This is a genomic window from Nesterenkonia lutea, from assembly GCF_014873955.1.
GTDB classification, from domain to species: Bacteria; Actinomycetota; Actinomycetes; order Actinomycetales; family Micrococcaceae; genus Nesterenkonia; species Nesterenkonia lutea.
The window spans coordinates 2,345,694-2,367,881 of sequence record NZ_JADBED010000001.1 but is presented as its reverse complement, the minus strand read 5'-3'; the positions used below and the strand labels follow the sequence as shown (position 1 = coordinate 2,367,881).

The following is a 22,188-nucleotide window of genomic DNA, read 5'->3' as shown; positions in this document are numbered from 1 at the left end:
CAAATGTGTGTATAGCCCCGGCGTGTCATGGCATCCCTGCCCATCCTGAACGGCCCCAGAGCCCCTCTTCAGCAGTGGCAGCCGTGCCATAGGTCGCAGGTCCGATATGTTCTTCCGCGATGAATCTGCGCCGTGCAGGTTCTGCAGTCCCCTCACGATGCCGGTGGGCCAGCATCCATGGGTCGTGTGGGTGTTCAATCATGGTGTTGAGCAGCCAGTCCACAGCGCTGCGAGCATGACTCTCGCTCAGTCCGCGGTGGCCACGCAGCAGATGCTTGATCGCGTTATTCGGTCCACCTTCTAACCGTGAAGTCGTCCGCTCCACCGTGGCGCTGCCCTCGGTGTGAAAACGGTCCTCGAGCCAGGTGAACAGCGATCGATCCCGCAGGAGTTGCCGGTAGAGTCCTTGGACTCGGCGCAGCCGGATGTGGGTGTACCACCACGCTTGATTCGGCTTCACCCACGAGGGTCGGTCCACCCCGGCCCTGGCGTAGGTGCGCTGTTTCAGAAACGACTCCCATCGTGCTTCCCAGGAGGCGTAGGCGCCCATCCAGGCCACGGCGGCATCGAGGTCCCTGACCCGCATGAGATCCCTGGTCAGCCCCAGGATCTCTTGGCCCGCCGGCAATCTCGGGGCCAAGGTGGTGTGCCTGCGTACCGCGGCGTAGATGTGGAAATAACACCGCTGGATCCGGGTGTGCCGCCACTGCTGATCCAGCGCGGCGCGGAGTCCGGTGCCGCCGTCGGTGACCACCACGTCTGGGGCAGGGAGCTGCTTCAGCAGCGCTTCCCAGGCGGCCTTCTTCTCTTGATCACACCACTGCCAGCCCAGCACATGTTGGCCCTTGTGGGCGATGAGTACGCACCAGCCGGAGAAGTAGGTCCCATCAAAGATGACCTGTCGGTGAATCTCACCGGTGGGCCCAGGCTGAGGGACCTCGATCTCCCAGCACCAGGCGGTCTTCTTCCGGAAGCCTCGGTCAGTGAGCCCGAAGTCGCTCTGAATCGCTCGGCCCAACAGCCAGTCCAGGAACCAGCTCAGCTCTGCGCGTCGAGAGATATCAGCCCGGGACTGTGTCGCTGAGGACCCGCATGATTTGCATCGCCATCGGGTGCGCCCGGCGCTGGTCTTACCGTTCTTCACCAGCTTGGTCGCGCATACACCACAGACCGGCTGATTCGAGGGAGGAGTCACAGCACATGCTTTCAAAGCATGTGCAACCCTCTACATCAGCGTCAGATCAGGCATCCAGGGCCGTGCTGTACACACATTTGTTCCTATAACCCATGCTTTCAGTCAGTCGTTCCGTATAAATTCCGTAAATTCAAATCAGTCCAACGAGCTGTTTCTCCATGACTCTGGCTGCTTCCGCCGCCCCCTTCACGGTGTTCATGTAGACATCCTGAGTCATGGACGGGTTCTCATGGCCGAGGTAGTCGGCAATATCGGTGGCCGAGAGCCCCGCCTTGTCCAGGATCGTAGCGACGGTCTTCCGGAACGAGTGTGTGGAAAGTTCGGGGTAGCCCAAAAGGTCTCGTCGATCCCGAACCTCACGTTGAGTGTTGGAGGGGTCCCTCAGTCGCAACAACGGCGTCGGGAACAGCAGGGTGGTCTCGTGCTTCAGTCGTTCGTGGCGACGGCGCAGCAGGTTCATGGTGGGCTTCGGTAGAGGAGTCGTGCGGCCAGACTTCGTGGTCTTGGGGAACGCCTGACGGATGACGCCCTGACCCTTCACCCGAACGTTGATGGCTTCGACCGTGGCAGTGCCCGCGGCGAAGTTCACCGACTTCACATCCAAGGCGCAGACTTCTGCCACGCGCCAGCCAGACGACAACATGAAGTCAATCAATTCCGCGGTGTCCCAGGCGAGCAAGCTTGAGTCGGCGTGCACCTTCTCTAAGAAGGTGGGGAGCTCGCCTACGGGGATTGCCGAACTGCCCTTCTTCTTGCGCTGCGTGATGCGCTCAAGCTCTCGAACGGGATTGTGGGTGATGGCGCCGTTTCGCACCGCGAGGCCCATCATCCCGCTTAGTGTCGATCGACAGTTCTTCGCAGCTCCAGGTCCAGACTCCTTCTCGACGCGAGTGAGGAACCTCTGGAGCCGCTCCGGGTTGGCCTCAGCAATGCTGAGGTCGCCGATCTTCTTCGAGATATGCGCGTCCACGGCGTAGCTGTAGGTCTCCAGTGTCCCTTCCGAGCGCCCCAAGTCTCGCTTGCTGACTAGGAACCTCTGACCAAGCGCGCGCAGACTTGTGCTGGGTTTCAGTTCACTGCCGACGTCGGGCTCTATCGTCAGAATCGCTGCTTTCAACGCTGCGGTCGCCCGTGAGCGGCTTGTGCCCCACGGCTCGATCTGCTGGTTCTTGCCGTTCGAGAAGCGATAGTACGTGCGGGCCCGGTACTGCTTGGCGCGTACCGGCTTTCCCGCTTGGGTGCGCTGCAGGTTGTCGTCCATGACCTTCTGTGGGATCTCGACCCGGATCTCTCCGTAGGTGCCTATCGGGGTGCGCGGCCTAGGTGTACTCGGCCACGACGTTGTTGACATGTGAAGAGGGCGGAGACCTCTTAGGTTGGTGGTTACCACACGCAGCCAACTGATCTAAGAGGTCTCCTTGTCTCACCGTACCGCCCGCCGCCCTGCGCTGAACCACAACTCCCGGCTGACCCCGCATGGCCGATTTCTGCTGGTCCAACGTGTCGCTGATGGCCAGCCAGCAGCCCACGTCGCGAAGGAACTCGGCATCTCGCGCACTGCGGCCTACCGGTGGCTGCGCCGCTACCGCGAAGAGGGCCCCACCGGCCTGGTCGACCGGTCTTCTCGACCACGACGCAGCCCCGGCGCCACCACACCGCAGAGGGTTCAGCAGGTGCTCCACGCACGCCAGCACCACCGGGAAGGCCCCGCAGACCTCTCCGTGCGCACAGGGGTACCGGCCCGCACGATCTCGCGAATCATCGCCCGCGCCGGGTGGCCCCGGCTCTGGGAGCTGGACCCGATCACCGGCGCCAGGATCCGAGCAGGTCGAGCCACCGAACGCCGCTACGAACATGCCGGCCCTGGGGATCTGCTGCATGTGGATGTGAAGAAGATCGGACGCATCCCCGACGGTGGCGGATGGCGAGCAGACCCAGGCCAGACGCGCGAAGTCCACAACACCGGGCGACAGCGGGTGGGTTTCGACTACATCCACGTGGCCGTCGATGATCACTCCCGGCTCGCCTACGCCGAGGCGCTGCCCGATGAGACAGGGCAGACCTGTGCCGACTTCCTGGCCCGGGCGGCGGTGTTCATGGCCGCTCACGGGGCCCCGGTGAAACGAGTGATGACCGATAACGCGATGGCCTATACCCGGTCCCGAGCATTCCAGTCAGTGCTGGGGCGGCTCGGAGCGAAGCATCTGCGGGGTCTGCTGACGGTTCGGTTGACTTCCTGACTGCTAAGAAAGCAGAGAGGATAGTCCCATGCCGAAGATCTACTCCGAGGAGTTCAAGGCCTCCGCGTTGGAGCTGCTCGATTCCGGGATGACTCAGAAGCAGGTCTGCGAAGACCTGGGCATCTCGAAGTCCGCCCTGCAGATGTGGGTGAGCAAGGATCGAGCACATCACCACGGTGTCGAGCCTGCTGAGGATGCGGCTGGCCGAGCTGACCAGTCGAAGATGCTCAAACGCATCCGCGAACTCGAACAAGAAAACGAGATCCTGCGTCGAGCCACGGCGTACTTGTCACAAGCGAATCTGAAGGTGACTGGCAGGAGGCCCAGCTGCTCAACGCCGCCTATGAGATCCATGCCGATGACCCTGAGTTCGGACACCGGTTCATCGCTGATGAACTCTGCGCAGCCGGACATCATGTCTCAGAGCGCCGGGTCTGGCGGCTGTGCTCGCAACAGCGGATCTTCTCGGCCACCATCCGCAGAGCCAGAAGGATGAACAAGAAACCAGGCCCTCCCGTGAGTGACGATCTGGTGGAACGGGACTTCACCGCGACTGCTCCGAATCAGCTATGGCTTACCGATATCACCGAGCATCGCACCGCGGAAGGCAAGCTCTACGCCTGCGCGGTCAAGGACGTGTTCTCGAATCGGATCGTGGGCTACTCGATCGGGCCCAGGATGAAGTCGCACCTGGCGGTGGCTGCTCTGAACGACGCGGTGGCCCGCCGCGGAGCTCGCGCAGCGGCGGGGTGCACCGTTCATAGCGACCGAGGGTCTCAATTTCGATCTCGGAAGTATCAGCGGGCGATCAAGGCTCATGGTCTGTTCGGATCGATGGGCCGGGTCGGTGCGGCAGGCGATAATGCCGCGATGGAGAGCTTCTTCTCCACGTTGCAGAAGAACGTGCTCAACAAGCGCCGCTGGTCCTCCCGGGATGAGCTTCGCAGAGAGATCGTCTACTGGATCGAGCGGACTTATCACCGGCGTCGTCGACAGCGTCGTCTGGGTAAGCTGACCCCGGTTGAATACGAGACCGTTTACAAAACGACCGTCGCTCTGGCGGCGTAAACCCCGAGGTCAACTAAACCGTCAGCAGACCCGATCGTTGACCTCGGTCATGCCGGGCCCCATCGAAGCCACGATCCTGGAGCGTTGGTAGCCGTCGTAAGCCAAGACGCGCCAGGGGCGGGGAATGAAAAACAGCGTTGCAAGAAGTCACCCTTGAAAGTTGGTCAAGAGCCCACTGCTTGAGCTGCCAGTTCAGCCTACCTCAGTGTTTCTGGAGGGTGAATCCGCATTGGAGCCTTGTTGACGGGACCGTCGCGTCGAGGGCTTCAGAATCCGTTGTGTAGATTCTTCCTGCGATTCCAGGGATCTCCTGGCTCGCTCCTCCTCTTCCATTCACAGATCGCCTGTAAATCGATCATCTTGCGGGCAGCAGGGTGTCATTTAGCGCTGCTAATAAGCCCCCGAAAAGTGCCCTAGGTCGTGAAGGTGCTAAGCCACTTAGTGTCTTCTCGAATCGTGTCGAGTCTCGTGCCTGGGGGGGGCTGAGCTGATGTGGTTCGCCGTCGTGGCGCGACACGGATGCGGCGGATTGATTAGTCGTCCTCCCTGGCTTCCCGGGAAGACGCGACATCGTCGACGATCGTGGCGACGTGACGCATGCTGGTGATGAGCGAGCCATAGGTCGGCCACGCGCTCTTGGGCAGGTCATGGCCGTCCGACATGTCTTGGGCCAGGACGGTCAGGCGGTCGCGGATGGGCTCGACGTCGGCGTCGGGGTCGGCGATCGACCGCCCGCAGTCACGGACCACCGCGACCCAGCGTTTGCGGAAACGAGCATCCCATTCACCCCCGGCGTAGGTGGCCTCCCGCAGAGTACGGGCCAGGTTGCGCAGATGCGAGATACCTTCATCGACGCGGACCAAGATCTCCCCATAATCGGCCTGCCCGGAGTCCGAGGATGGTCCTGAGCGGTTTTTCGTGCGGCGATGGGGGCCCAGGTAGTCGCGTGGATTGGCCCGGTGGCTTTCTCGGGCGAACCACACTAACTGCCAGGCCGAGTTCACTTCCCGCTCCATCGATCGTGTCTCTTCGAGCCAGGCATCTGCGCGGTCCGTGCTCCAGGAGGTGGAGAGCTCCTCGGCCATGTTGACCAGGACGTCGCCCATGCGTCGATTGATGGAATCGACGTGGCGGGCGGCCTGCCGGTCCCGCAGAGGCGGGACAATCAAGAAATTGACGGCAATACCGGCCGTGACTCCTACTCCGACCTCGAGCAGACGATCGAGCAACACGGGCGCCTCTTCGCCGAAGCCGTTGCTGAGAATGAAGATCGCCGTGGTGGCAACCGCAACCCCCTCGTCGCGGATCCACGGAATGCGGGCCGCCACCAACCCGACCAGCAGCGCCAGGGCGAAGGTCCACACGTCGACGCCGAGGTAGGTGCCGACCAGGAAGGACAGGCCGACGCCGAGGGCGGAGGCAATCGACATCTGCACGCCGCGTGACAATGACTGGTACACCGTGGCATGCACGGTCAGCAGCGCCGTCCACGGCGACAAGAACGGCAACGGTGTTTCCAGGACCGCGACTGAGAACCACCAGGCGCCCGCCGCCGCGATCACGCTCTTGAGGATCTGCGACGCGCCCGTGAGGAACACCGGTCTCTTCACCAGCTCGGTCAGCCAGGCCAACCGACGTTTAGCCGGCCGCGGTTGACCATTGTTCGCTGCCGGGTCCGTGGTCATCTCACCTGTGGTCATACAGCCACCTTATTGGGGCCACGCCAATGCGGGTCCGCACGTTCCCGGTTCAGGATGACGATCACGATCACACAGAGAGGGACTCCAGGTCTGCAGGGCGCAACGAAGGAACCCCGCCAACCCGCTGCTAGATCGCCGGGATCCCATCACCTGCCGTGCACCGTTCGCGGCAATCGACCTGTTCGTCCGTGGGACAGGAATTACGTGTCCCACCCTAGTCAGGAGGGCAAGATTCCGTATAGGGGGCCAGAGGGGTCCCGCGTGAGGTGCCCCGCCGTCTCTGGGAGGACGAGGCCTGAAGGAGCCGCAACGCCGATGTCGACACCGGGAGGTGTGTTTCATAGCCGGCCCTAGAAGAATGATTCGAATGCTCGTGGCTAGAGCTAGAACCAGATCATCCCTGCGCACCAGCACGGCGAAAGTTTTAATGGCGAACTAAGCCCTGCGAAGCAGGGACAACTGGGCCGGGCGCGTAAAGTCAGCTGTACCGGTCCCCGTCTGAGCTGGGCACCCCACCGGATGGAGTCCGTCATAAACACCTCGTACGCTGCGCGCGATCATTCCGCAGAACTCACCAAAGTTCTTCTCAAACACCAGGACATCTCTGGAGTCCTGAGTTCCATTTCTCGCCTGGCCGCGCAGCGCCTCTCGACCGGGCGGCGGATTCTCTGCGGGATCGTTCTCGAACGTGCCAGGAAGAACACTGTGGTCGCCAGCAGCTCCCCTGAGGCCCAGCAGATGGACGAGGCCCAGGCTGGTTTCGACGAAGGACCTTGCCTTCAGGCGCAGCGGTCCAACACGATCATCCGGGTCTTCGATGTGCGCCAGGAGAAGCGATGGCCCCAGTACATGGACGAGGTGCGCAGCCACGGACTCCGCAGCGCCCTGGCCGTGCCGCTGACCGTGAACGCCACCGCCACAGCCGCCATGAACTTCTACACGCACGAAGCCGCAGCCTTCACAGAAGAAGACGTTGAGGCCGCCAAGGAATACGCCGAGCTGGCCTCCACAGTGGTAGCGATCGCGCTGCACATCGCAGCCCACGCAGAGAACGCTGAAGACCGGCGAATCGCTATGGAATCACGCACCACGATTGATCTCGCGGCGGGCATCATCATGGGTCAGAACCGTTGCAGTCAGGACGATGCGGTCAGGATCCTGAAAGACGCGTCGAATCTCCGCAACATCAAACTGCGCGTTCTGGCTGAGCAGGTCATCGCCTCAGTCGGACACGGGCCGACATCGACGAATTTCGAGTCATAATCCGATCCTCCGGTCTACCGGGCCTGGACTCAGCTCCCGCTGTTGGATCGTATGGTGCTCGCTTGATGATCCCTCAGCGGGCGGTTTGGTGTGGATGTCCCTGTGTGGAGATCAATCGAGATGGCGGAGGTAACGTTCAGGTGCCTGGAGAAACAGTCGCCAGCTATGGACGAGGTCGAGGTCATCGTAGGAAGAACCTCGGATGCCCCAAGGTCCAAACTCGAACACCTCAGCGCCAGGAAATGCCGCCAGAATCGGCGAGTGTGTTGAGAGCACGATTTGGGACCCTTGCGACTGGACTTGGCGCAACAGGGTGATCAGGGCGAGACATCCCGAGAAAGAGAGTGCCGATTCCGGTTCATCCAGAATCCACAGACCGCGCACGCTCGACCGTGTACTCAGAAAGTCGAGGAACGCCTCGCCGTGACTGTGTTCATGCAGACTGCTTGGACCGATCGCTTCTAAGTAACTGAAGTGGCCGTGCATAGTCTCCGCGCGCAGGAAAACGCCTCTCTTGGAGGCACCTGCGCCACGCACGAGCTGAAGATGATCAGCGAGGTCAGATTCCGTGGGACGGGTTTCATGCGTTGCAGCGTGAGTTCCGCCTTCGGGGTTGAGACCGAAGGCGGCGGCCAATGCTTCGACCAACGTCGATTTCCCCACGCCGTTGTCGCCGACGAAAACAGTGACAGGGCCAAGGTCCAGGCCTGAGTCGAGAGTCTGCCGTATCGGCGCGAGCGTGGCTGGCCAGCGGTGTCGATCCATGGGAGCCAAGGCGTGCTCTTCGAGCCGTCTGACCGGCAACATGCTCATGGCGTCCATCCGCCCAGTCTCTCAGGCCGTCTCTGATGACCATCGGCTTGCGTGCAGCGGGATGACATTTAGCTCTGCGATTCTGCCGCCACCTATTGCTGCAACTCGCGCTAGGTCTGTGGGGAGTGTCCGCTGAGCGAGTGCCATACAGGCAATAGGTGGCAAGTCTCGGGCCTGCGCCCAGGAATGTGAGGAACACGCCAAGATGCACGAGCACTGCCGCTTGTGTGCAGAGGCTCGCCGACGCTGCGAGGCGGCCTGCGACGAGCTCCTCAACGCGCGGGGGTAGACCCACAGCGCACTGAGGTAGACCAGTCCGGGCCAGGGGCGCAAGCCTCTCCCGAACCGGATGTCCGTCTGTGCTCCCGAGCTCGGAAAGACGATGTCGCGGAGCGCCTATACCTGGACATGCCTTCGGTCGCGGTACTGAGGTTTCATCTTCGCTGTACCGGATCTCCAACCCGAGGAGAAGGGGCGGAGGTCAACGTCAGGACGCGGAGGCCGTGGCGCGCGGACCTAGATTTGAAGCGTTTTTGTTGGTTGTCGCGATCACGGCAAGGTGTGCGGGGTTGAGGTCGATGCGTCGCAGGAGTTGGGCGTTGAGGGCCACCACAATGGTCGATGCCGACATCAGTACCGCCCCGACGGCGGGGGAGAGTACGAACCCGACGGGTGCGAGCACCCCTGCGGCCAGTGGAACTGCAACGACGTTATAACCGGCGGCCCATATGAGGTTCTGGATCATCTTGGTGTAGCTGGCTCGAGACAGCTCGATCATTGACAGCACCGCTCGAGGGTCATTGTTGGCAAGGACGACTCCGGCAGATTCCATGGCCACATCGGTGCCGGCGCCGATGGCGATGCCGACCTCAGCCCGGGCCAGGGCAGGGGCATCGTTGACACCGTCTCCGACCATGGCCACGGTGTTGCCGCGTTCCTGCAGCTGGGCGACCTTGGTGTCCTTGTCCTGGGGCATGACCTCGGCGAAGACTTCATCGATGCCCAACTCTGCACCTATGGCCTGGGCGACCTGGTTCGCGTCTCCGGTGATCAGGGCGACTTTCACCCCGCGTGCCTGCAGGGCCGCCACTGCGGCCCGAGATTCGGGTCTGACCTTGTCCTCCAGTGCCAGCGCCCCGACGACTTCACCGTCGGCGAGGACATGAAGGACGCCCGCACCACGGTCAGTCCAGGCCTGTGTCTGCTCAGCGACATCAGAGGGGATGGACACGTTGTGCTCGCGGAGCATGTTAGGTCCGCCGACGGTGATCTCCGTGCCTTCGACGGTGGCTGTCACTCCGCGGCCGGAGGTGGAGCGAAACCCGGTCCCACGCAGACCCAGTCGCGCGGCCTCCGCATGATCCCCGGCGGCGGCGACGATGGCTCGAGCCACCGGGTGCTCACTGTCGGCCTCCGCCGCCGCGGCATAGGCCAACAAGCGTCCCTCGCTGGTCCCAGCAGCTGCAAAGGCACCGGTCACGGCATGAGCGCCCTCGGTGAGTGTCCCGGTCTTGTCGAAGAGCACGACGTCGATGGTGCGCATCCGCTCCAGCGCCAGCCGGTCCTTGATCAACACTCCGGAGCGGGCTGCCCGTTCGGTGGAGATGGCAGTGACCAGCGGGATGGCGAGCCCCAAGGCGTGGGGGCAGGCGATGACCAACACGGTGACCGTGCGCACCACCGCATCGTCGGGACTGCCGAGGGCGGTCCAGGCAATGGCAGTGAGGACCCCTGCGGCCAGTGCGAACCAGAACAACAGGGCGGCGGCGCGGTCTGCCAAGGCCTGGGCCCGGGAAGAGGAATCCTGGGCATCGGCCACCATCCGCTGGATACCGGCCAGAGTGGTGTCCTCACCTGTCGCCCCGACTCGGACTCGCACGGCGCTGTCGGTGGCTACTGTGCCCGCGACCACGGCGTCGCCGACCTCGCGGGAGACCGCCTGGGACTCTCCGGTGATCATGGACTCGTCGAACGCGGCCGCACCAACGGTGATCGTCCCGTCCGCTGGAACCCTGGCTCCGGAGCGAACCAACACGATGTCGTCGACGGCCAGTTCGGCGATGGAAACGGTGGTGGGCTCACCGTCGACGAGTTTTTCTGCCTCATCGGGCAGGAGTTCAGCCAGGGCGTCCAGGGCGGAGGAGGCTGCGCCCAGGGCGCGCATCTCCATCCAGTGACCCAGCAGCATGATGACCACCAGTAGGGCCAGTTCCCACCAGAAGTCGAGGTTGAAGTCCCTGATTCCCAGGGTGGTGATCCAGGACGCGATGAATGCCACGGTGATGGCCATGGCGATGAGCAGCATCATGCCGGGTTGGCGTGATTTCACCTCGGTGACCCCGCCTTTGAGGAAGGGGGTCCCGCCGTAGAAGAAGATCACGGTGCCTAGGGCTGGGGCGATCCAGCCGGATCCCGGGAACTCGGGGAGGTCGTAGCCGAGCAGGTGTCCCACCATGGGGCTGAAGATGACCACCGGGATCGCGAGCACCAGGGAGACCCAGAACTTGTTCTTGAACATCGCCGTGGAGTGCCCTGCGTGCTCCCCGTGGCTGTGTTTCTGATGGTCCTCGTCCAGGCCTGAGTGTGCGTGGCCGTCGGGCATGGTCTGTCCGTGGGTCTCCGCGTCAGCATGGTCGCCGTGGTGGTGAGAGGTGGTCATAGTGTTCCTTCCACTGAGCCCGGGGAATCAGGATCCTGGGAGAGTCAGTAGGTCCAGGGGTTGCTGGAGAGTCGGTGTGGAGTGACCGGATGAGTACTCAGGACTCAGCGCTCAGGATGTGGCCAGGGAGTAACCGGCTTCCTCGATGGCGGTGCGCACGGCCGCAGAGGTCGTTGAACCGGTCACGGCCACAGGAGAAACGCCGCCGGCCTGCAGATCGATCCGCACATCTTCGACTCCCTCCAGCGCCCTGATGGCCTCGATGACCGTGCCGACACAGTGACCGCAGGTCAGGCCTTCTACGGCGTAGGAGTCGGTCCGGGCCGAGAGCTCTGCAGTGGGAGGGGCGGAAACTTCTCGGTCGTCAGTGGTGGACGGGGCGCAGCAGCTGCAGCCGGTGGAGGCCATCGGCAGCAAAGGTCGGGATTCGGTGGTCATCTCAGGCTCCTTGAATCGCATCGGACGGTACCAGGGGTGTCCCGTACCTTCTGTATATACCCCTGAGGGGTATACCACAAGAGTGATTGCCGCGTCGGGCTCCTGGAACCGTCAGGCAAACCGCGTCTGTCACCGCCAGGACCGCGGATAAAATTTGGGGTCCATCTCGGCAAGGGTCGAGACTCTGGTTTCGATGTCGTCTTTTTCCAGCAGAATCTCTGACATCTCTACGGCTTGGGCGAGATGCATGACCATCCCAGAGATGTAGTCGACGTCTGCCTCGTTGTGCTGGTCCGAGACCTCTTCTGTGCTCTATGCAGTCTCAGGAGCGGACTCGCTGGGCTACTCATCGACGCTCCGCGGCCGGTCAAGGTTGTGGCGAAGGCGAATGCTCCCATGGTCGCTGTCAAAGTCTTCGTCTTCCTGAGGTCCTCCGGTGCCAGGCGTTTTTCGGGTGTAGGAGAGTCAACCCCGCGGGGAGTCACGTCCATGCGACGCAGCACGCTGCGACCACGACCCCCAGGCGCCACATGGCGTCTACGCGGGTTGCTGCGCCCACAGGTCCGGGCCGAACACCTCGTAGTGGATGTTCTCGCTCGGCACGCCCTGATCGATGAGCGATCGCCGCGCGCTCTGCATGAAGGGTAGTGATCCGCACATGAACACCTGGGTCTCTTCGGGAAGTTCCACGTCGGAGAGATCCATGAATCCAGATTTCGCCGGATGCAGGGTCGGGGCGATCTCGGCGTCCTCCTTGTACCAGTTCTGGGCTCGCGCATCGGTCATCGCGAGAACCTGCCGGCGGAGACCGTCGTAGAGCGCATGGTCGGCGTGGGACTTGTCGGCGTGGAAGAGCCGCACCGTGCGGTCGGGCTGACGCCGCGAGAGGTCCTCCATGATGGCAGCCACCGGGGTGATACCGATCCCCGCCGAGACCAGCACCAGCGGGACATCGGTCTCGTCGAGCAACACGTCGCCTGCGGGCTGTGACACATCCAGGAGCGTGCCCGGTTGGGCGTTGGCGTACAACCAGCCCGAGACCTGACCGTCGGGGGTGCCGTCGACGCCGCGGACCCGCTTGATCGTGACCCGCAGCGAGTCGCCGCGCGGTCCTGAAGAGATGGTGTACTGCCTGGGCTGACGCAGCCCGTCGGGGAGATCCACAGCGATCCCCACATATTGTCCGGTCCGATGTGAAGGAATCTGGCCCTGCACCGGGGCGAGCAGTAGCGAGAACACCTCGTCGGACTCCTCGAATCGCTCCACGACTCGGTACTTGGCGTAGGGGTGCTCGGGGTCCGTGCCGCCCTCGGCGTAGAGCTTGCCTTCCTCGGCGATCAGCGAGGTGGCGAAGAGCCAGTAGACCTCGTCCCATGCGGCGGCGACCTGCGGGGTGATCGCTTCCCCGAGTACCTTCTTGACCGCAGCAAGCAGGTAGCGTCCGACGATCAGGTATTGGGCGGCCTGAATGCCGAGCGAGACGTGCTTATGGGCGATACGTCTCATCACGGGTGTGAAGTTTGGTGCAGCTGGGTCGATCAGATGCACCGCGAACGCCACGACCGATGCCGCCAGTGCTTTTGGCTGCTCACCGACCGCCTGGTTGGCTTGGTTGAAGACGTTCAGCAGCTCTGGGTGGGCGTCGAACATGTCCGCGTAGAAGAGCTTGCTGATCTCCTCAGCGTATTCGGCGACCACGCCGGCGGTCTGCTCGACGACGATGGTGGACTCTGAAGAAAGTTTCATTAGTGGGCCTTCTGTGTAGCACTTAGCCACCACGACCTGGTGGACTTTTGGATGGTCTGGCATCGCCCGTTCGGGCGGACCGGGTGTAACCGCGGTTGTTAGCCGAATCTTTATGCATGAGCGCTTTGGCAGCTTCTGTAGCTGGTTATTGAGTAGCGGCCATCATGAGCTGGTAGTCCTTCACCGTGATTTGGTGGTCATAGCAGGTCCATGTCGATGACGACCTTTCCAGTGACGTGTCCCTGTTCTACGGCGGCGATGGCCTCACCGGCTCGGGCTAGCGAGAAGGTTGCGGTGATGTGCGGGTCGACCAGGTCGTACTCGATGACACTGGTAATCCTGGTTAGCGCTTCCTTGGTGTGTACGAGAGCTGTGCCTCCCAGTTGGACCGCGGTAGTCGGATCGGCGGCGGACACAATCCGCTCCGGGCTGGTAGCAAGCTCGGCGACCTCGCGGAGGGCGTCGCCGCCGACGAGGTCGAGTATGAGGTCCACCCCGTCCGGGGCTGCCGTGCGCAACCGGCTGAGGAGACCGTCGCCGGAGGGCACGAGGGTCGCGCCGGTGGATTCGACAATGGTGCGCTTCGATTCGCTTCCGGTGCCGATGACGCGGAACTCGTGCACCTTGCCGATCTGCGCGGCCATAAGGCCCACGCCGCCTCCGATGCCGGTGATGAGGAGCGTCTGACCGGGGGTGAGCTCGATCTGGTGGGTACCGTCATAGGCGGTCGCGGCCGCGATAGGAATCGTCGCAGCCTCGATGAAGGAGAGCTCCTCCGGCTTCGCCACAGCATCGGAAGCGACCATGATCGTGTCCTCAGCGAACCCACCGAAGTCCGGGGACACCGGCCCGAGGATCGCGTCGCCGACTGTGAAACCGTCGACACCGGCTCCGACGCCGTTGACGGTTCCTGCCACCTCGCGACCCATGGGTGCTGGTAGATCACGCTGTGATCCGAACAGCCCGGATCGGATTTTCCAATCCATCGGATTCACTGCGGCGGCATGGACGGTCACCCCCAGTTCTCCCGGGCCAGGTTGCGGGATGGTGCGGTCGATGAGCTCTTGGGTTTCGGGGCCACCCGTGCGGTTGTGGACGTAGACCTTGGACATGGTGTTTCCTCTTTCAGGGTGGTGGTTACCGGTCCGGTCGTGCATGGTGTCGGACATCAGCTCGCCAGTGTTTCGTGGTCTGCGTGGTTGCGGTCGTCCGTTGACGGTGAGGGCAGGTCACGGTGTGTCGGTGGTGTGCGGACGTCTTTACCCACCGGTGCGTGGCTGCGTAGGAGGCGCATGGCGTTGGCGATCACGATGAGCACGGACGCCTCGTGCACGAGCATCCCGATCGACATCGTGACTCCGCCCAGCAGCACACCGAACAGCAGCAGGGTCACCGTGATCAGTGCGATGGCAATGTTCTGGCGCATGTTGTTGACGGTGCGCCGGGCGAGGGAGATGGCCTCGGGGAGCTTGAGGAGGTCATCGCCTATGAGGGCGATGTCGGCGGTCTCCACGGCGACGGCGGAGCCCGCAGCCCCCATTGCGACACCGATGTCCGCGGTTGCGAGGGCGGGAGCGTCGTTGACGCCGTCGCCCACCATGGCGACTACGAAGCCGTCGGCCTGCAGCGCCGTGACGATGTCGAGTTTGTCCTCTGGCAGCAGCGAGGCACGTACTTCGTCGACTCCCGTGATCGCGCCGACGGCGTTTGCCACCAGGGGCGCGTCACCGGTGAGCATGAGCACGCGCGTCACGCCCGCCGCGTGTAGATCGGAGACCATGCGGGCTGCAGCGGGTCGAACCTCATCGGCAACTCCGATCACGCCGGCGACGGTGTCGTCGAGGACGACGATCATGGGCGTGCGACCTTCCTCGGCCAGGCGGTGAGCGGCGCGGACCGCGGCCTCGTTGTCAGCGATGCCGTACTCATCGAGCAGCGCTGGGTTGCCGATCAGCACGCGATGCCCGGTGACGGTGGCGGCAAGGCCCTTACCGGGGATCGGGTCGGTGACGTCGGGCAGGCCGGTGACGCTGATGCCCTTTTCCGTTGCGGCGTCAAGGATCGCGCGGGCCAGTGGATGCTCGGAGCCCGCCTCACTGTGGGCGGCCCAGCCTAGAACTTCGTCGGCGGTCATGGTCGGGTCGAGCAGCACGACGTCGGTGACACGTGGGCGGCCCATGGTGAGGGTCCCTGTCTTGTCGACCGCTACGGCGGTGATCTTCGCTGAGGTTTCGAGGAACTCTCCGCCCTTGATGAGGATGCCGTCCTTTGCGGCCCTGCCGATCCCCGCGACGATCGACACAGGGATGGAGATGACGAGCGCTCCTGGGCAGCCGATGACCAGTAGGGTCAACGCGAGCACGACATCGCCGGTGAGTACGCCGACCACAATTGCGAGCACCATGATCGCGGGGGTGTACCAGGCGGAGAACTTGTCCATGAACACCTGGGTCTTCGCCTTTGCGTCCTGGGCGTCTTCGACACGGTGAATGATCCTGGCGAGGGTAGTATCCGCGCCGACACCGGTCGCGCGCACCTGAAGGAACCCGCTACGAGCGACGGTCCCGGCGAAGACGCGGTCGTCGGGCACCTTCTCGACCGGCATCGATTCGCCCGTGATGGACGCCTCGTCCAACGAACCGGTACCGCCGATGACCTGTCCGTCCACGGGCACTTTCGTGCCGTTCTTGATGAGCACGGTCTCTCCCATCATGACGGCACCGGCTGGAACCTCCACCTGTTCTCCGTCGCGCACGACGACGGCGACGTCAGGAGCGACCGCGATCAGCTCGGCTAGCGCCGAGCGTGTCTTGTTCAGCGTCGCCGCCTCGAGGGCGTGACCGATGGCGAAGAGGAAAGTGACCGCGGCGGCCTCCCAGTACTGGCCGATGATCACGGCGCCGATAGCCGCGACCGAGACCAGAAGGTCGATCCCGATCACCTTCGCCCAAAGTGATCGTGCAGCGGCGATCACGATATGCGTGCCTGCGATCACAGCGGCGGCGATCATGACGATGTTTCCTGCTGTGTCGGTGCTGTTTACCTGCCGCAGGACCAGTGCGGCGATGATCAAGGATCCGGAGAGAGCCGGGATGGCCCACCGGTTGTTCATCCATGTGGTGAGAGCGTTCATGGGGTGTGCATTCCTGAGTGGCGGGACGATTAGAAGGTGGCCAGGCGCGAGCTGTAGCCGGCCTTTGCCACGGCGGTGATCAGGTCCTCGACACTGACTACCGACGGGTCGTGCTCTATCTCGATTCGGGCGGAGGCAAACCGAACCTTGACGGCGGACACACCCTCGACTCGTCCGACCTGCTTCTCGATCTTGGTGACGCAGGAGGGGCAGGAAAAGTTCTCAGCACGGAGGATCGTGTGGAGGGTGGTCGAAGCGGTAACGCTCATGATGTGTCTTCCCTTTCAGGGATATACAGATACTGGGTGAGGGATCGGGGCGCATCAGTGGGACCGGTAGCTCGTGCCGAAGCGTCTACTTTTGACCGACCGCGCGCGAATTCGATATGGCTCCTTACACCAGGCGGGTCAATGCTCTGGGAAGTGCCTGCACGGATTGCTGCCCACCGTCTCGGTGATGCCCGAGGTCCTCATGGACGGTTGGCGTGCCCTCTGATTCCCCCGGTACTCATCTGAGTGTGAAGGCGGCCCGAGGCGGGGGGCAGAGTCGAAAGTCCTGCCCACGGGCAGAACTTTGTTTACTCATCCGAGTGTCGAGCCTCCCCACCTGCGGGGACAGGGTCGAAAATCCCACCGGCGTGACAGGGACTTTCGCGTCTTCTGCTGTGAGAAATCGTTGGGGATAGTCACTACTAACGGAACCGCAGCGTGCCCGTCAGGCCAAGCCGACCGCGACGCACGGCACCAGGCCGTGATGCACGGTGCCAGATCCGCGACACATGACCTGGATCCCGGACAGCAGATCGTGGTCACCATTCGATCACCGACGATCACCACTTCACGTATGGAGAACATCATGACCATCAAGATTCATCAGCTCCCGCCCCGACTGGCATGCGGCGCTTTCATCCTCAACACCGGAATGAGCAAGAGATCGTTGAGCGCAGAGAAGGCGACAGGTCTCCGGGACCAAGCAGCCCGTCTCTGCCCGCCACTCAAAAGGAGGGAACCCGTGCGGTTCGGGAAGCTCCTCTCAGCCTTCGAAATCAGTCTCGGCACAGCACTTCTGATTCCCATAGTGCCGACGTGGCTCGTATCCGCCGGTCTGGGCGGGTTCTCCGGAACGCTGATGGGCGTTTACCTCAAGACACCCGAATTGACCAGGGACGACGGAATCCGACCCACCCCAGCCGGCATGAGCATCGCCAGCGACGTCTTCATGCTCGGGAGTGGAGCAGGACTGCTTGTCGAAGAGAGTTAACCGCCGCTAAGCGCCGCTGACCCGCGGGCCAGCGGTCGGAACTTCACCGCCTGTCTTGACGTCTATCCAGGCTGAGGTGCTTCGCCCATGGTCTCCGTCCTGGTCATATTTCTCCGGGTAGATACGACAGGTCATTGGGACTTACGCCTCTAGTTCCTGATCTAGGACGCCAGGGATAGTAGTAGCGACGGGCGCACAGCAGATCCCGGCCGACCAGGCCGGGAAGGCCATGCGGCGCCTGAATCGGAAGGCACCAGACTATGAAGTCAGCAGTCGTCACATCGTTCAAAGCCCCGCTCGAGATCGTGGACCGCGATACGCCGCGTCCGTCGACCGGTGAGGTACTCGTGCGTCTCGAGACCTGCGGTCTCTGCCACACCGACATCCACGCGGCACATGGTGACTGGCCTGTTCAGCCGGTGCTTCCCGTCGTTCCAGGACATGAGGGTATCGGTATCGTCGAAGAACTTGGCGCAGGGGTTCGGGACCGCCACGTCGGCGATCGGGTCGCGATCGCCTGGCTCGGGGAAGCATGCGGTGAGTGCCGTTATTGCATCGACGGTCGTGAGACCCTCTGCGAGTCACAGAAAAACAGCGGCTATTCCATCGACGGAGCATTCTCCGAATACGCGGTAGCCAGCTCGAAGTACGTCGTTGCCGTACCCGATGGCATCAGCTCCATTGACGCCGCTCCGCTCAGCTGCGCTGGCCTGACCACGTACAAGGCACTGAAAGTCGCGCAGGTGACCCCGACCGAGCGTGTCGGCATCTTCGGCGTCGGTGGTCTTGGCCATCTTGCCGTGCAGTACGCACGCATCATGGGCGGCACCGTCGTGGCCGTCGACATCGAGAAGACCAAGCTCGACCTTGCCGCGGAACTCGGGGCCGAACAACTTGTCAACGCTCTAGAAGTAGACCCGGTGGCGACGATTCAAGCGGAGGGCGGGCTCGATGTTGCTGTTGTCCTGGCCGCATCACCCAGGGTGTTCGAGCAGGCTTTCCAGTCCCTGCGCCGGGGAGGGCGTCTTATCTGTGTGGCACTGCCAGCCGAGGGAACGATGAGCATCTCGATTTTCGACACCGTCCTCAAGGGCATCTCGGTGATCGGAACGATCGTTGGTACCCGTCAGGACCTCGTCGAGGTTTTCGCGCTACATGCGGCTGGTCGCACCCGAGTGGTCGCCGAGACACGTGAGCTCGTTGAAGTCAACGAGGCGATGGCTGAAGTCCTCTCGGGGAAAGTCACTGGTCGCCTCGTCTTCCAGCTCTGACAGCAACGATCCAGAGCTGATCTCGGGCTGTGGCCCCTAGAGCCTCCTCTGAGAATGGAAAAAGTTAGCGGGTTACTCCGACAGGCGCTGTTGCTGGGTGTTAGGTGTCAGCGGCGCCTTCGTCGCAGCTTTCACGACACGCAGCTCGGCACTCGCGAGGATAACCACCACGGGATCACGGAGTTCTCTGAGCAGCCGAGAACTGGCTAGGGCCCAAGCCAGTCGCCATGACCCGTTACGAGCCGATGGAGCGTAAGTACTAATGAGCACCCCCACCAAAGAAGTCGTAGAGCCCGCTTCCAAGATCCACCTGGCCGAGAGCACCGGCGGCGGTGAGGCCCCCAGCTTCGAGATCACCCTCCAGGTGCGCCGCTACGACCCCGAGTTCTCCGACGACGTCCGCTGGGACGAGTGGAAGCTGACGATGTACGGCACCGACCGGGTGCTGGACGCCCTGCACAAGGTCAAGTGGGAGATCGACGGATCCCTCACGTTCCGCCGTTCCTGTGCCCACGGCGTCTGCGGCTCCGATGCCATGCGCATCAATGGTCGCAACCGCCTCGCCTGCAAGGTGCTGCTGAAGGACCTGGACACCTCCAAGCCGATCCTGGTCGAGCCGATCAAGGGCCTGCCGGTGGAGAAGGACCTGATTGTGGACATGGAGCCCTTCTTCCAGTCCTACCGCGAGATCATGCCCTTCATGGTCAACAACTCGCCGGCGCCGACCGCCGAGCGCCTGCAGTCCCCGGAGGAGCGCGAGCGCTTCGACGACACCACCAAGTGCATCCTCTGCGCCGCCTGCACCTCTGCCTGCCCGGTCTTCTGGACCGATGGGCAGTACTTCGGTCCGGCGGCGATCGTCAATGCGCACCGATTCATCTTCGACTCCCGCGACGACGCCGGCGACATGCGCCTGGAGATCCTCAACGACAAGGAGGGTGTGTGGCGCTGCCGCACCACCTTCAACTGCACCGAGGCGTGCCCGCGCGGCATCGAGGTCACCAAAGCGATTTCCGAAGTCAAGAACGCCATCATAAGACGAACTCTATGATCCATTCCCGTCCTTTGAGGCCCAAGGCAAGACGCAACACAACATGATGCAAACCACGCCCATTCACCAGACCCGTCACGAGACACGGGTAGGTGTTCTGCAGCTTGAGCATGTCATTGCTCAGGGGCGGGCGCGGGTGCGATGAGTCGTCCTCTAAGTGTTGCTCTCGCGGGGAGCGGGCATACGGCCGAGAGGGCCTGCTCACGCGCACAAGGATCGACTGCACGGAGCTCTATAGGACCTAGTGCCCTACTCGGATCCGGCCCGTGGCCCCAGAGTGGATCTAGCGGGCACATCAGCGCGCCGCAACGAAAGGACTCCCCCGTGGGCACCCTCACTTCAGGCAGCACCGACCACCTGATTCGAGCCAAGGTTCAGACCGAGATCGCATCGCTCTCCGAGGTCGAGAGCTCCAGGATCGGAGTCGGGGTTCACCACTGCGTGGTCACCCTCTCCGGGGAAGTCGGAGAGCACTCCACAGTGTTCGCTGCGAAACGAGCTGCGTGTCGTGTCAAAGGGGTCACGACCATTGTCAACGATCTCACCTTGCACTCGGCAGCAGACGAGCCCGCGACAGAGGCTGATATCGCCCAAGGTGTGACCCACGCACTGGGCAGCGCGATCAATGTGCCCGATGGAGTGCAGGTCGAAATACGCGACCACGTCGTGATCCTCTCGGGCCAGGTCGAGCGGAACGTCCAACGCATGGCCGCCGTACGGGCTGTCCAGCATCTTCCCGGGGTGCACTCCGTCGACAATCGACTGGTCCTGGCCCATCGGACTGCCGAGGCTGAGGACAGGTTGGGAACGCACTGGTCGGATCGCCCACCTAAGCCGACTGCGCGCCGACGCCCTCACGCAACAGAGTCCGCTCCGCCCACCCTTCCACAGCCCCGAGGAACTTCACATGCCACGCACTCTCCTGCGTTGCATTCCCTTCTCCGGGCTCGACAACATGTGTCGGGACCTCCGCGGTAAATCACCCACCATCGATGTTTATACCGCAGGCGACGAGGACCTTGTCATCGAGGCGCACCTGCACAACTACTCCCACAGCGATGTCGCCATCACAGTGGATCGAGGAAATCTCCTGATCCATGCCGAACGGCAGGACCAGGACGATCAGAAGCCGAGGTCCTATCTGATCAGAGAAAGCAGCAGCAGCTTCTACCGGAGCATCTCCCTGCCCGGACAGGCAGACCCGGCGCTGATACCGGCTGATTTCAAGGAGGGCATCCTGAGAGGCGTCGTCCCGCTGAGAAGGCGCATGATCCCTGCACAGAGCATTGCAATCGGTTCCGGACGTTCATTCACTTGACTCGGCGAAACCCACCAAGCTGCCCAAAAAATCTAGGACGAGGTACACATGTCCGACCTGAGCTACTACGTCAACGCGATCTGGTCCTCCGTCGGGGTCCTTCTCCTGATGTTCGTGTCATTCCTCGCTGTCGTCTGCTACTTCTTAGCACTTGACTCGGCCTCTAGAGGCCAGGACGTGAGTGAGCCAATGGAAGCTGATCCGTCGCGGGTCTGATCGCCGCGTCGGCGCAGACCTGATGGTGGATCCGATGTATGCAGCCACGGATGTCGCTGCGCTCATCGACACCGACGTCAATCAGCAGCTCCGGACGATCGGCGGTGTCTGTCGGGCGCGTGCGCAGCGGGGTCGGCTAGGTGCGCCATATGAATGGCGAGCCCAGCAGTGTCACCGCCGATTCGCACCTCGACCTGGGGTAAAGCCGCGTCCCTGGAACTCTACTTCAGTTCTCGACACGACGTCGAAGGTGGTGTTGGGTTGTCATATGCGAACCTCATTCCACGCAGACGACTCAGACGGCGATCCAGACTCCGAGTCGACGTTGCGCCACCTGTCCAAGGGCGAGTCTGCTGACCTCGATCGGGCCCGACGCGGTGAGAAGACCCAGAAGATCCTCGAGGATGCAGACGACAGAGACGATGCGGCGGCGGCCAGAGATGCTGTGGCAGAGCAACGGGCCCGTGTCGCGGACCGAGAAGCGTTCACAGACTCAGGCCGTTCATACTCGGGTCATGGTGAGCGGCGAGCGGCAGCCCAGGACCGCGCTGATTCCAAAACAGACAGGGAGTCCTCGGCGGAGGATCGCGCCCGCCTGGCCAAAGGTGATGCCTGAACCGGACCGGCTTGCCCGTAGCGTCCAGTTGACCGGTCTTGTACCTTGAGAGAAGAACGCTTTCCCCGCGGCTTGCGAACGATTCATCACTCACGGCGCATTGCACCGAGAGTGGTGGGTGTATCTGTCGGTCGTCCTATGTGGCAACGACGGCAGGCCTGATCACCGATGGACCAGAAGAGAAGCGAAACTCCGGACGCG

At 62.8% G+C, this 22,188-nt stretch carries 17 protein-coding genes and 2 pseudogenes; 9 read left to right on the top strand and 10 right to left on the bottom strand.

Going from position 1 to position 22,188, the window contains the following annotated elements; genetic code table 11:
• Positions 1 to 25 precede the first annotated feature (25 nt).
• Both H4W27_RS10765 and H4W27_RS10760 read right to left on the bottom strand, forming a co-directional pair.
• A complete protein-coding gene (locus H4W27_RS10765) occupies positions 26 to 1,195 on the bottom strand; it encodes an IS1249 family transposase (RefSeq protein ID WP_192595934.1) in 1,170 nt (389 codons plus the stop codon).
• Between the two features lie 130 nt (positions 1,196 to 1,325).
• Entirely contained in the window at positions 1,326 to 2,456 is a 1,131-nt protein-coding gene (locus H4W27_RS10760; RefSeq protein ID WP_192595933.1) for a site-specific integrase, read from the bottom strand.
• Between the two features lie 187 nt (positions 2,457 to 2,643).
• Between H4W27_RS10760 and H4W27_RS10755 the strand changes: the two are divergent.
• Both H4W27_RS10755 and H4W27_RS10750 read left to right on the top strand, forming a co-directional pair.
• Positions 2,644 to 3,396 (top strand): annotated as a pseudogene (locus tag H4W27_RS10755) (leucine zipper domain-containing protein); the annotation flags it as partial.
• A 67-nt stretch (positions 3,397 to 3,463) separates the two neighbouring features.
• Positions 3,464 to 4,503 (top strand): annotated as a pseudogene (locus H4W27_RS10750) (IS3 family transposase).
• 533 nt (positions 4,504 to 5,036) lie between these two features.
• Here the strand turns inward: H4W27_RS10750 and H4W27_RS10745 are convergent.
• Complete coding sequence (locus H4W27_RS10745) at positions 5,037 to 6,203, bottom strand: FUSC family protein (protein ID WP_225939089.1); 1,167 nt, start codon at positions 6,201 to 6,203, stop codon at positions 5,037 to 5,039.
• Positions 6,204 to 6,722: 519 nt separating this feature from the next.
• On the opposite strand from H4W27_RS10745, the gene H4W27_RS10740 reads away from it, so the two are divergent.
• On the top strand, positions 6,723 to 7,466 hold the full coding sequence (locus H4W27_RS10740; RefSeq protein ID WP_192595931.1) for a GAF and ANTAR domain-containing protein: 744 nt from the start codon (positions 6,723 to 6,725) through the stop codon (positions 7,464 to 7,466).
• Between the two features lie 111 nt (positions 7,467 to 7,577).
• Here the strand turns inward: H4W27_RS10740 and H4W27_RS10735 are convergent, their stop codons facing one another.
• The 7 genes from H4W27_RS10735 to H4W27_RS10700 all read right to left on the bottom strand — a co-directional run bounded on the left by H4W27_RS10735 (position 7,578) and on the right by H4W27_RS10700 (position 16,524).
• Positions 7,578 to 8,288: an AAA family ATPase gene (locus tag H4W27_RS10735; RefSeq protein ID WP_192595930.1), complete on the bottom strand. Its 711-nt coding sequence runs from the start codon at positions 8,286 to 8,288 to the stop codon at positions 7,578 to 7,580.
• Positions 8,289 to 8,766: 478 nt separating this feature from the next.
• Positions 8,767 to 10,797, bottom strand: coding sequence for a copper-translocating P-type ATPase (locus tag H4W27_RS10730; RefSeq protein ID WP_225939450.1), 2,031 nt, complete (start codon positions 10,795 to 10,797; stop codon positions 8,767 to 8,769).
• Positions 10,798 to 11,049: 252 nt separating this feature from the next.
• The gene (locus H4W27_RS10725) at positions 11,050 to 11,376 is read right to left on the bottom strand and encodes a heavy-metal-associated domain-containing protein (protein WP_192595928.1); all 327 of its coding nucleotides are present in this window, start codon (positions 11,374 to 11,376) and stop codon (positions 11,050 to 11,052) included.
• A 537-nt stretch (positions 11,377 to 11,913) separates the two neighbouring features.
• The gene (locus H4W27_RS10715) at positions 11,914 to 13,122 is read right to left on the bottom strand and encodes a globin domain-containing protein (protein ID WP_192595926.1); all 1,209 of its coding nucleotides are present in this window, start codon (positions 13,120 to 13,122) and stop codon (positions 11,914 to 11,916) included.
• 197 nt (positions 13,123 to 13,319) lie between these two features.
• Complete coding sequence (locus tag H4W27_RS10710) at positions 13,320 to 14,234, bottom strand: NADP-dependent oxidoreductase (RefSeq protein WP_192595925.1); 915 nt, start codon at positions 14,232 to 14,234, stop codon at positions 13,320 to 13,322.
• 56 nt (positions 14,235 to 14,290) lie between these two features.
• Positions 14,291 to 16,255: a heavy metal translocating P-type ATPase gene (locus tag H4W27_RS10705; RefSeq protein WP_192595924.1), complete on the bottom strand. Its 1,965-nt coding sequence runs from the start codon at positions 16,253 to 16,255 to the stop codon at positions 14,291 to 14,293.
• 29 nt (positions 16,256 to 16,284) lie between these two features.
• Complete coding sequence (locus H4W27_RS10700; RefSeq protein WP_192595923.1) at positions 16,285 to 16,524, bottom strand: heavy-metal-associated domain-containing protein; 240 nt, start codon at positions 16,522 to 16,524, stop codon at positions 16,285 to 16,287.
• 586 nt (positions 16,525 to 17,110) lie between these two features.
• On the opposite strand from H4W27_RS10700, the gene H4W27_RS10695 reads away from it, so the two are divergent.
• From H4W27_RS10695 to H4W27_RS10670, 6 genes are all read left to right on the top strand, one after another.
• A complete protein-coding gene (locus H4W27_RS10695) occupies positions 17,111 to 17,515 on the top strand; it encodes a hypothetical protein (protein WP_192595922.1) in 405 nt (134 codons plus the stop codon).
• A gap of 260 nt (positions 17,516 to 17,775) precedes the next feature.
• Entirely contained in the window at positions 17,776 to 18,786 is a 1,011-nt protein-coding gene (gene adhP / locus H4W27_RS10690; protein ID WP_192595921.1) for an alcohol dehydrogenase AdhP, read from the top strand.
• Positions 18,787 to 19,048: 262 nt separating this feature from the next.
• Positions 19,049 to 19,837: a succinate dehydrogenase iron-sulfur subunit gene (locus H4W27_RS10685; RefSeq protein ID WP_192595920.1), complete on the top strand. Its 789-nt coding sequence runs from the start codon at positions 19,049 to 19,051 to the stop codon at positions 19,835 to 19,837.
• A 141-nt stretch (positions 19,838 to 19,978) separates the two neighbouring features.
• On the top strand, positions 19,979 to 20,815 hold the full coding sequence (locus H4W27_RS13960; protein ID WP_225939088.1) for a BON domain-containing protein: 837 nt from the start codon (positions 19,979 to 19,981) through the stop codon (positions 20,813 to 20,815).
• The gene (locus H4W27_RS10675) at positions 20,745 to 21,155 is read left to right on the top strand and encodes an Hsp20/alpha crystallin family protein (RefSeq protein ID WP_192595918.1); all 411 of its coding nucleotides are present in this window, start codon (positions 20,745 to 20,747) and stop codon (positions 21,153 to 21,155) included. Before H4W27_RS13960 ends, H4W27_RS10675 begins: the two co-directional genes overlap by 71 nt.
• Before the next feature lie 484 nt (positions 21,156 to 21,639).
• Positions 21,640 to 21,987 carry a hypothetical protein gene (locus H4W27_RS10670; RefSeq protein WP_192595917.1) on the top strand — a complete coding sequence of 116 codons (348 nt, stop codon included), beginning with the start codon at positions 21,640 to 21,642 and terminating at the stop codon, positions 21,985 to 21,987.
• Positions 21,988 to 22,188 lie beyond the last annotated feature (201 nt).